Source organism: Dehalococcoidia bacterium, from assembly GCA_035574915.1.
In the GTDB taxonomy this organism is placed as follows: domain Bacteria; phylum Chloroflexota; class Dehalococcoidia; order DSTF01; family WHTK01; genus DATLYJ01.
On the sequence record DATLYJ010000182.1, the window covers coordinates 1 to 8542 of the forward strand.

Sequence of the window (8542 nt, forward strand, 5' to 3'; positions counted from 1 at the left end):
GAGACCCTCGCCGCCTCTATCGCCGAGGAGTCAGACACGATCATGGACGTCTACGAGCCCTACCTGATGCAGATCGGCTTTCTGGACCGCACGCCGAAGGGCCGCCAGGCCACGCGCCGCGCCTACGAGCACCTCGGCGTCACCTATCGGGCCCCGACTACGCAGCGCCCCCTCTTCGACGGCTAGTCGGGCTCCGCCACCTCTGCTGCTGATGCGCCCGCGCGCCGTCCTCTTCGACCTCTTCGGCACCCTCGTCCACTTCTCGCCCGAGGGCTACCGCCGGGTGCTCGCCGAGGTCGCGCAGGTGCTCACCGCCCCGCCCTTTGAGTTCGCCCAACTCTGGGACGCCGTGCGCGCCCAGCGCGAGACTACGATGGCGGGCACGCTCGAGGAGGGCCTGCACTACGTCCTCCGGACCCTCGGCGTCTACACGCACCTGGACCAGTTCCGACGCGCGGTGGACCTCCTGCACGAGGCCGATACCCGGATCGAGCCGTACCCCGATGCCCTGAGCGCGCTGCGGGACCTGCGCCGCCGGGGCCTGAAGGCCGCGGTCGTGGCGAACGCGGTGGCCACTACTGCCAGACAGTGGCCGGCATCCGAACTCGCGGCGCAGGTCGACGCCGCCGTCTTCTCGTGCGAGGCCGGCGCGCGGCAACCCGATGCTCGCATCTACGCCGCCGCCTGTGACAGGCTCGGAGTGCCAGCTTGCGACTGTCTGTACGTCGGCGGCAGCGCGTCTCCGGGGATCGCTGGCGCCGAAGCCGCAGGCATGCACCCCATCGTGCTGGTCCGCGAGGACAGCGAGGAGGCGCGCCCGTCTCGGGGACACGACTGGCCCGGCCCGAGGGTCAGGTCGCTCGCGGAGCTGGCCATGCTGGTGGGACCCGGCATCGGCAGGAGGCGCTAGGAACGTACGGGAGGATTCATGCGCCAGAACTTCAGCGACGGTACGCCATACGAACCTATCGTTGGATTCAGCCGCGCCGTGCGGGCCGGCGGCCACGTCTTCGTCTCCGGCACGGTGGGCTGGACCGAGGAGCTGCGGGTGCCGGTGGATGCAGACATGTACGAGCAGGCGCGGCTGGCAATCCGCCACATCGAGCGCACCTTGGCCCGTGCCGGGGCGACGCTCTCCGACGTCGTCCGGACGCGTATCTTCACGACGGACATCTCCCGCTGGGAAGACATCGCCCGCGCTCATCGTGAGGCCTTCGGTGCCATCGGGCCGGCCGCGACGCTGGTCGAGGTCAGCCGCCTGGCGTCACCGGAGATGCTGGTGGAGATTGAAGCGGACGCGCTGCTGGCGTCGGACGCATGAGAAGAGCGCACAGGCCGCCCGGCCGGTGCGCTCTTCGTTAGCGGTACGGAGCCTTACCCGCCGGAGCCCCCCGCGGGCGCGGTCTCGATGACCTTGCCCTCTTCGGGGGCGGCCAGCTTCTCGTAGGTCATGCGGTAGAGGTTGGCGTAGATGCCGTCCTTGGCCAGCAGCTCCTCGTGGGTGCCCTCTTCGGCAATGCGCCCGTGGTCCATCACCAGGATGCGCGTCGCCTCGCGGATCGTCGATAGCCGGTGGGCAATGACGAACGATGTCCGGTCGCGCAGGAGCTCCCGCAGGGCCTGCTGAATGATCACCTCGGTGCGGGTATCGACGTTCGCCGTGGCCTCGTCGAGGATCAGGATCTTTGGCCGCGCCAGCACGGCGCGGGCGAAGCTGATCAGCTGCCGCTGTCCGACCGAGAGGTTCTGGCCGCGCTCGTGCAGGAAGGTGTCGTAGCCGTTCTCGAGGCGCAGGATGAAGTCGTGAGCCCCGACGGCCTTCGCGGCCTCGTAGACCTCCTCGTCGGAAGCGTCGAGGCGGCCGTAGAGGATGTTGTCCTTCACGGTGCCGCTAAAAAGGAACGGGTCCTGTAGCACCACACCGGTGTGCCGGGTCAGGGAGCGGCGGGCGATCTTCTTGATGTCGATCCCGTCGATGAGGATGCGGCCGCGTGTGACCTCGTAGAAGCGCAGGATGAGGGCCGTGAGCGTGGTCTTGCCGGCTCCGGTTGTCCCCACCAGGGCGATGGTCTCACCAGGCATCACGTGCAGGTTGATGTCCCGCAGCACAGGCACGTCCTCGACGTAGTCGAAGTCGACGTGCTGGAACTCCACTTCTCCGCGCACGTCCGTCAGTTCGATGGCGTCCGGGGCGTCAACGATCTCTGGCTTCGTGTCCAGCACCTCGAAGATGCGGACGCCGCCCGCCATCGCGCGCTGGAGCTGCGTGTACTGCATGACCAGGTCGCGCACCGGCATGAAGAAGCGCTCGATCGAGAACAGGAAGACGGTCAGCGTACCGAGCGTCATGCTGCCGTTCAGGACCTTGCTGCCTCCGTAGAGCACAACGAGGGCGGTAGCGGCCGAAGCAAGCACTTCCACCATCGGCATGACGGCGGCCTGGAGGCGGCCGGCCTGGATATTGGCCTGCATGTTGTCCTGGTTAACGCTGGAGAAGCGGCGCGCGTTCACGTCCTCCCGGCTCAGACTCTGGATCACGCGCACGCCGGAGACGTTCTCCTGCAGGTTCGAGTTGACGATGGCGATCGCCTGCCGGACGCGCATGAAAGCGCGGCGGGCGTAGATCTGCCAGACGCCCGTGACGAGGATGAGCGCGGGAACGACGCTCATGGTCACCAGCGCCAGTTCCAGGTTGCGGTTCGTTACCAGATAGATGACGACGGCGAGGCCGATGAAGTCGCCGAAGATGGTGAGGAAGCCGGAGGAGAGGAGCTCCTGCATCGACGTAACGTCGTTCTGCACGCGCGACATTACGCGCCCGGTCTCGTTGTTGTCGTAGAACTTGAGCGACAGCTTCTGCAGGTGGGCGAACATCTCCGTGCGCAGCTTCAAGAGCACCCTGTGCCCGATCCAACCGGCGTTGGAGAGCTGCAGGAACATGCCGAGCCACGCGCCCAGCGCGAAGCCGAGAAAGAGCAGGCCGTTGCGAGTGACGCCGGCGGTGTCGCCGCGCTGGGCGGCGTCCACGGCGTTGCCGATGACCGCGGGCTGGATGTTGGCGAGTATAGCCGTGATCACGACGCCGGCGACCGCGCCCAGGGCACGGAGCTTGTAAGGCCGCACGTAGCGCAAGATCCGCATGACAACGGCGTGGTTGTAGGCCGCGCCCAGCTCTTCGTCATCCCAGGCGTCGACGCTGCGGCGAAGTCCCTGCTGGCCCATGGTCGGCCGCCCCATGCCGGGGCCCATGCCCATGCCCATGCCGGGCCCGCCCATGCCGCCCATTCCTCCCCAGAAAGCCATACCGCTCCTCCTGCGTCACCGGCCCCAGGGGGCCGCGACTCTTTCCTCTAAGCGCCGGCAGTCCCGCCGGCCTCGCCGCCATCGCCCTCGGACCTGGCGGCAGCCGCCTGGGCCATGCCCTTCAGCGCTTCCTCCTGGTCGCGTAGCTCCAGGTCGTAAATCTGGCGGTAGAGGCCGTCCTGCGAGATCAGCTCTTCGTGAGTCCCCTGCTCGATGATCCGGCCGTTCTGCATGACCAGTATCTCGTCGGCGTTCTTGATCGTCCGCAGCCTCTGGGCGATGACCAGCGTTGTCCTGCCCTGCATGACAGCGGAAAGCGCTTGCTGGATCAGGTACTCGGTCTGCGTGTCCACGCTCGAGGTCGAGTCGTCCAGGATCAGGATCTTCGGGTCGAGCAGGAGCGTGCGCGCGATCGAGACGCGCTGCTTCTGGCCACCCGAGAGCGTGATGCCGCGCTCGCCAACCCAGGTGTCGTAGCCATCGGGCAGAGACATGATGTAGTCGTGGATGCGGGCGATCTTCGCCGCCTCGATGATCTGCTCGTAGGTCGCGTCGACCGCTCCGTAGGCGATGTTGTCGCGGATGGTAGCGCTGAACAGGAAGACGTCCTGCTGGATGATGCCAATGTTCCGCCGCAGCGAGGCCAGCGTCACGTCGCGGATGTCGATGCCATCGATGGTGATGCGGCCGCTCGTGACGTCGTAGAAGCGCGGCAGCAGGTTCACGACGGTCGTCTTGCCGCAGCCGGTGGGGCCGAGGAGCGCGACTACCTTCCCGGGCGGCGCGTCGATGTTCACGTCCCGCAGCACCGGGCTAATGGCGTCGTAGCCGAAGGACACGTGCTCGTAGCGGACATGGCCGGCGATCTTGTCGAGGACGATCGCGTCCGGCTTCTCCTTTACGGCCGACTCCGCGTCCAGGATCTCGAAGATGCGGGCGCCGGCCGCTCCGGCGCGGCTGAACTGGCTCACGACGAAGCCCAGCATTCGCATCGGCATCAGGAGAAGTTGCAGGTAGGCCAGGAAACCGACCAGCTCACCAGGCCGCAGGGTGCCCTCGGTGATCCAGATGCCGCCCATGAAGAGGACGAGCACCTGCGAGAGCATGCCCATGGCCGAGTAGAAGGGCGTATTCGTCGCCTGGAGGCGGTTCTGGGCGAAGTTCCAGCGGAAGAGCTCCGTGGCCTCCTTGTTGAACTTCTCCTCCTCGTAGTCTTCGCGTGAGAAGGCCTTGACGACACGCACGCCGACCAAGTTTTCCTGGAGGACGGTCGTGGTCCGCCCGAGCTGGTCCTGGACCACGTTCCAGATCTTGCGCATCTGCAGGTTCACGACGATCGACCGCCAGGCCACGAGCGGCAGCAGCGCCCAGGCGAGCAGCGCGAGGCGCCAGTCCGTCATGAACATGAGGACGGCAGCTATGCCGATTCGCAGCGTCATGTCCAGGAGGCGCAGGGCGCCCATCTGGATGAACATGCGCGTTGCTTCCACGTCCTGGGTGGCCCGGGACATGAGCTGGCCTGTCTGCTGCTTGTCGTGGTAGGCGTAGCTCAGACGCTGGAGCTTCTCATAGATCATGTTGCGCAGGTCGAAGGCGACATGCTGGCCCAGCCACTCCCCGAGAAACGTCTGCCAGTACGTGAAAAAGCCCCGGAGGGCCGCAGCCGCAACGATGGCCCCGGCCGCGATCACGAGAGTGTTGACATCGCCGCCGAACGCCTGGATCGTGTCCCGGGCGTTGTGGGCGCTGGGCGTCGTGCCGTCGGCGCCGCGCTCCACGGACACGCGGCCCTGGCTAACGCTCACGACGCGCACCTTCTCCTTGTTGATGCGGTAGGTGCGTCCGGCCTCGAGCTGGTCGGAGTTACGGACGGGGATGTCCGTCGTGGATGCGTCGATATCGGCCGCGATTCGGGTGGAGGGAGAAGGCTTGAGGCCGGTGTCGACGGCCCACTCGAGGAGCTTCGGCTGGACCATCGTGAACGCCGCCGCGGCAGCGACGATGATCCACACGAACACGACCTGTTTCATGTAGGGACGCAGGAACAGGAGAAGACGCCAGTACAGGTTTGCCAGCATTGCCTAGTCCTCCACGAATGGGCGAATCTTAGCCTATTCTTACGTTAACGTCAAAGTATCCCCATCCCGGCTTGCCAGGACTGGCCTTCAACCGAGGGCCGACCTGCCGCTCGCTTTTCTGCCGCACACCTTCGGCCGAGCGTTGAAGTTCATCTTTACGCTAACGTAAAGTATCTGCACGGGAGGTGGCCGTCTCCGGCCCGCGCATGCTTGTCGCCGAGCGTTTCAAGGTCAGGCCCATGACCCTGGCGGATATTCCCCAGGTCGTCGAGGTCGAGCACGAGTCGTTCCCGACAACCTGGCCGCAGACCGCCTACCGTCGCGAGCTTTCCAGCAAGATCGCGCGCTACATCGTACTGGTCGACAATGCCAATCCGCTGACCCGTTCTGAACTGCAGGGTCCGCGCCGGTCGATCCTTCGTATGTTCCGCCGGCGGGAAGAGGAGCCGGCCTCGACCGACCGCGTGGTCGGCTACGTCGGCATGTGGCTAATGGTGGATCAGGCGCACATCGTCGCCATAGCCGTGCGCGAGCGCTATCGCGGGCAGGGATTGGGCGAACTCCTCCTGGCGCAGGCCGTGCAGGTCGCCATCGACAGCAACGTCGAGAGCGTGACCCTGGAGGTGCGCCGGTCGAACGCACCCGCCCAGGCGCTCTACGAAAAGTACCGCTTCCTCAAGGTTGCTGTCCGCGCCCGCTACTACTCGGACAACCACGAGGACGCGATCATCATGACCACTCCCCCGATCCAGGACCCGGCGTACGCCGAGCACCTCCGCTACCTCAAGGAGGCCTACAGGCAGCGCTGGGACCGCGAGATCTAGCGCCCCGAGCGGTCAGCGCCCCACCTGGGAGCGCAACCAGCTCAACGCGGCGTCCAGGACGGGATCGCGGGCGGCTGCCACGTCGGCCTGCGTCTGCCGGACGACGGCATCCGGGATCACCCCTGTCTGCCAGAGCGGCCGCTCGCTCACGGGCGTCAGGCTGCGCGCGATGGTCACCCCCAGGGTCGAGCCGTCCGGGAAGGTCTCGAGGCTGACGAAACCGGCACAGCGCCCGGTCTGCGAGCCAAACACCCTCGCCCTCCCGTGGTCCTGCAGCATGGCGGCGAATATCTCTGCCACTGACGTGGTGCCGCTGTTGACGAGGACCGCCAGCGGCCGGCGTTCCCAGGGCTCGCCTTCGCCCTGGCGCACCTCGACGCCGCCGGCGCGAAGCAGCGTGCGCTCGGCCACCTCGCCGCCGATGAAACGCCCTGCCAGGCCGACATCACTGTCCCCGCCGGGGTTGTCGCGCAGGTCGAGCACCCAGCGGTCGACGCCTCCGGCCTCGAATTCGCCGACGATCCGGTCCAGCGCCTCCCGCAGCGTCGACCCGCTTGTGAAAGACCTGATCCGGATGTAGCCGCTCCCGTCGGGCAGCACCCGGCCCTGCGCGACGGGCGTATGCACGATTGCCCGCGTCAGGGGAAATGTGTGGACGGCGCCCGTCGATGGCCGCCGCACCTGGATCGAGATCGGAGAGCCGGGTTCGCCCCGCAGGAGGTCCTGGATGACTTCGATGCCAAGGTTACTCACGTCCTGGCCGTCGACGGACACCAGGAAGTCGCCGGGCAATACGCCCGCGCTGTCGGCCGGGGCGCCGGGGATGGTCTCGCGCACGTAGGTCGGCCGTACGGGCGCTAGCTCTACGCCAATCCCGCCGCTGGGCCGCCCTGTCCGTATGTCTGTCAAAACTTCCGTGCGGGCCGGCGGCAGGAAGAAGGTGTGACAGTCGTTCAAGCTGGCGGTCATGCCGGTGAGGGCGGCATAGCGGTAAGCCTGCCAGGCTTCCGCCGGTGAGCCGTGCAGGACGGCGAGGTAGCTCTCCTTGAACGCCGCCCACATCGTGTCCGCATCCCCGTCCAGGGAGGGCGGCGGCCCCGTCGCGGCGCCGCGCGAGCGCGCCTCAGCCGCCACGGCCCGCCAGGCTGCTTCGAGCAGTGGCCGGGGCTCCGGCTCCGCGATGTGGTAGTCGACGATGCTGCGCCAGGCCTTTCGGATGACCTCCACCCAGCCTTCGCCCAGGTCCTCGGGCTGGGGCGTGGGCCGGGGGACTTCTGTCGCCGCGGCGGGCGGAGTCGCGGTCGATGCGTCCGGATTGGGTGCCGACTGAGGCGACGCGTCGGAGCAGCCCCAGGCGAGTGGCAGGGCCAGCAGGAGCAAGGCGAGGTAGGGAAAGCGTGGCGGGCGTGATACGGCCATGGCTATCGGAGGAGACCTGTCCAGTCTAGGGAGGCCACGGAAGGGCGGTCAAAGCTGTGCTTTGACACTAGCGCGGCGTCTGCTGCGGCGGCTGCGTTCCGGTCAGGCCGCGGGAGCGACCTCGAAGTAGAGGTAGTAACGGTCACCGCGCTCGACGACGAGCGGCTTGCGCCCGGCCGCGACCTGTTCCGCCACGTAGGCAGGCATGATGGCGCCGTAGCCCTTGTGCGGGTAGCTGCGGTCGTACTGGTAGTCTCGGCCGCCTACGCGGATCAGGGTCATCGGCAGGTCGACGTCGTTGAGGTTGAGGAGCGGCAGCGTGAAGCCGTCCACGGCGAAGGCTTCGAGGTCGGTGTCGTCGAACTCCTGCATGGCGGGCCGAGGGCCTATCTCGCCTCCATGCGCTCTTTGAGGATGGTCAGCGAGTCCTCGGCGAGCTGGTCCAACAGCTTGGACATGAAGAGAAAGTCCATGAGTTGGCCCAGCTTGCCCATTGGAGGCGTGTACTCGATGTTGAGCGCCACCTTGGTGGCGTCACCCATGTTGAGGACGGAGATGCGCTCGGTAAGGTCCATGCCCTTCGTGAGGCGCCGAGCGATGGTGTAGCCCTCCTGGTAGTCGGTGATCAAGCCCTCGGTCTTCTGCTTCTGGGGGCCGACCTGCATGACCTCGCGGTCGGTCGTGCCCACGCCGGAGCGCTGAAGCGATGTGATTTGGGTGCCCTTGGCCCACTTCAGCCACTGGGGCCGGGCCTCCAGGTCCGAAACGAAGGCGAAGACCTTCTCCTTCGGCGCCTTTATCTCGATCGAGTTGTCGACTCTCGTCATGCCTTCTCTCAGTAGGGAAACGCAAGCCTTGCCGGGGCCAGAGTGATCATAGGTGAGGCGCTGTAAGAGTCAACGCGAGGCTGAAGTGACT

At 66.7% G+C, this 8542-nt stretch carries 9 protein-coding genes; 4 read left to right on the forward strand and 5 right to left on the reverse strand.

The window, feature by feature from the left end; translation table 11 throughout:
- From VNN10_16260 to VNN10_16270, 3 genes are all read left to right on the forward strand, one after another.
- Positions 1-186, forward strand: a 186-nt coding sequence (locus VNN10_16260) for a Holliday junction DNA helicase RuvB C-terminal domain-containing protein (protein ID HXH23571.1), incomplete at its 5' end; no start/stop codon positions are given.
- Between the two features lie 25 nt (positions 187-211).
- Positions 212-910 (forward strand): HAD family hydrolase, encoded by a 699-nt coding sequence (locus VNN10_16265; protein ID HXH23572.1) that lies wholly within the window; start codon positions 212-214, stop codon positions 908-910.
- Positions 911-928: 18 nt separating this feature from the next.
- Positions 929-1321 carry a RidA family protein gene (locus VNN10_16270; GenBank protein HXH23573.1) on the forward strand — a complete coding sequence of 131 codons (393 nt, stop codon included), beginning with the start codon at positions 929-931 and terminating at the stop codon, positions 1319-1321.
- Positions 1322-1374: 53 nt separating this feature from the next.
- Here VNN10_16270 and VNN10_16275 read toward each other — a convergent pair whose 3' ends face one another.
- On the reverse strand, positions 1375-3303 hold the full coding sequence (locus VNN10_16275; protein ID HXH23574.1) for an ABC transporter ATP-binding protein: 1929 nt from the start codon (positions 3301-3303) through the stop codon (positions 1375-1377).
- A gap of 47 nt (positions 3304-3350) precedes the next feature.
- Positions 3351-5381 carry an ABC transporter ATP-binding protein gene (locus VNN10_16280; GenBank protein HXH23575.1) on the reverse strand — a complete coding sequence of 677 codons (2031 nt, stop codon included), beginning with the start codon at positions 5379-5381 and terminating at the stop codon, positions 3351-3353.
- 185 nt (positions 5382-5566) lie between these two features.
- On the opposite strand from VNN10_16280, the gene rimI reads away from it, so the two are divergent.
- Positions 5567-6205 carry a ribosomal protein S18-alanine N-acetyltransferase gene (gene rimI, locus VNN10_16285; protein HXH23576.1) on the forward strand — a complete coding sequence of 213 codons (639 nt, stop codon included), beginning with the start codon at positions 5567-5569 and terminating at the stop codon, positions 6203-6205.
- A 12-nt stretch (positions 6206-6217) separates the two neighbouring features.
- Here rimI and VNN10_16290 read toward each other — a convergent pair whose 3' ends face one another.
- From VNN10_16290 to VNN10_16300, 3 genes are all read right to left on the reverse strand, one after another.
- On the reverse strand, positions 6218-7624 hold the full coding sequence (locus VNN10_16290) for a S41 family peptidase (protein ID HXH23577.1): 1407 nt from the start codon (positions 7622-7624) through the stop codon (positions 6218-6220).
- A gap of 102 nt (positions 7625-7726) precedes the next feature.
- Positions 7727-7996, reverse strand: coding sequence for a hypothetical protein (locus VNN10_16295; GenBank protein ID HXH23578.1), 270 nt, complete (start codon positions 7994-7996; stop codon positions 7727-7729).
- A 14-nt stretch (positions 7997-8010) separates the two neighbouring features.
- A complete protein-coding gene (locus VNN10_16300) occupies positions 8011-8451 on the reverse strand; it encodes an SRPBCC family protein (GenBank protein ID HXH23579.1) in 441 nt (146 codons plus the stop codon).
- Positions 8452-8542 lie beyond the last annotated feature (91 nt).

Coding starts and splice junctions, on each gene's coding strand:
- VNN10_16275 (HXH23574.1), bottom strand. CDS start 3,303: ATGGCTTTCTGGGGAGGAATGGGCGGCATGGGCGGGCCCGGCATGGGC.
- VNN10_16280 (HXH23575.1), bottom strand. CDS start 5,381: ATGCTGGCAAACCTGTACTGGCGTCTTCTCCTGTTCCTGCGTCCCTAC.
- VNN10_16290 (HXH23577.1), bottom strand. CDS start 7,624: ATGGCCGTATCACGCCCGCCACGCTTTCCCTACCTCGCCTTGCTCCTG.
- VNN10_16300 (HXH23579.1), bottom strand. CDS start 8,451: ATGACGAGAGTCGACAACTCGATCGAGATAAAGGCGCCGAAGGAGAAG.
- VNN10_16265 (HXH23572.1), top strand. CDS start 212: ATGCGCCCGCGCGCCGTCCTCTTCGACCTCTTCGGCACCCTCGTCCAC.
- VNN10_16295 (HXH23578.1), bottom strand. CDS start 7,996: ATGCAGGAGTTCGACGACACCGACCTCGAAGCCTTCGCCGTGGACGGC.
- VNN10_16270 (HXH23573.1), top strand. CDS start 929: ATGCGCCAGAACTTCAGCGACGGTACGCCATACGAACCTATCGTTGGA.